The following is a 208-nucleotide window of genomic DNA, read 5'->3' as shown; positions in this document are numbered from 1 at the left end:
GCATCGCGCAGCACCGAGCGCGCCAGCGCGCCGGGTTTGCGCTTGAGTGCCGGCAGCAGATGACGGTAGTCGACGACCTTGGCGCGTCCACTGACCGGATCGGGTTGCCCGCGCCGCAATTCGAGCACGCACACATTGCCCAGCCAGCACTCCAGTCGCTCACTGTAGATCCGTACTTTCAGGCGGTGGCCCACCAGTCGCGACGGCG

General features: G+C 67.3%; 1 pseudogene. It reads right to left on the bottom strand.

The annotated features are described in order from the left end of the window. Positions 1–208, bottom strand: a pseudogene (locus AC6H42_RS12910) (IS21 family transposase); the annotation flags it as partial.

The organism is Massilia sp. NBRC 108631 (genome assembly GCF_059704565.1).
This window is presented reverse-complemented; position numbering and strand designations above follow the sequence as displayed.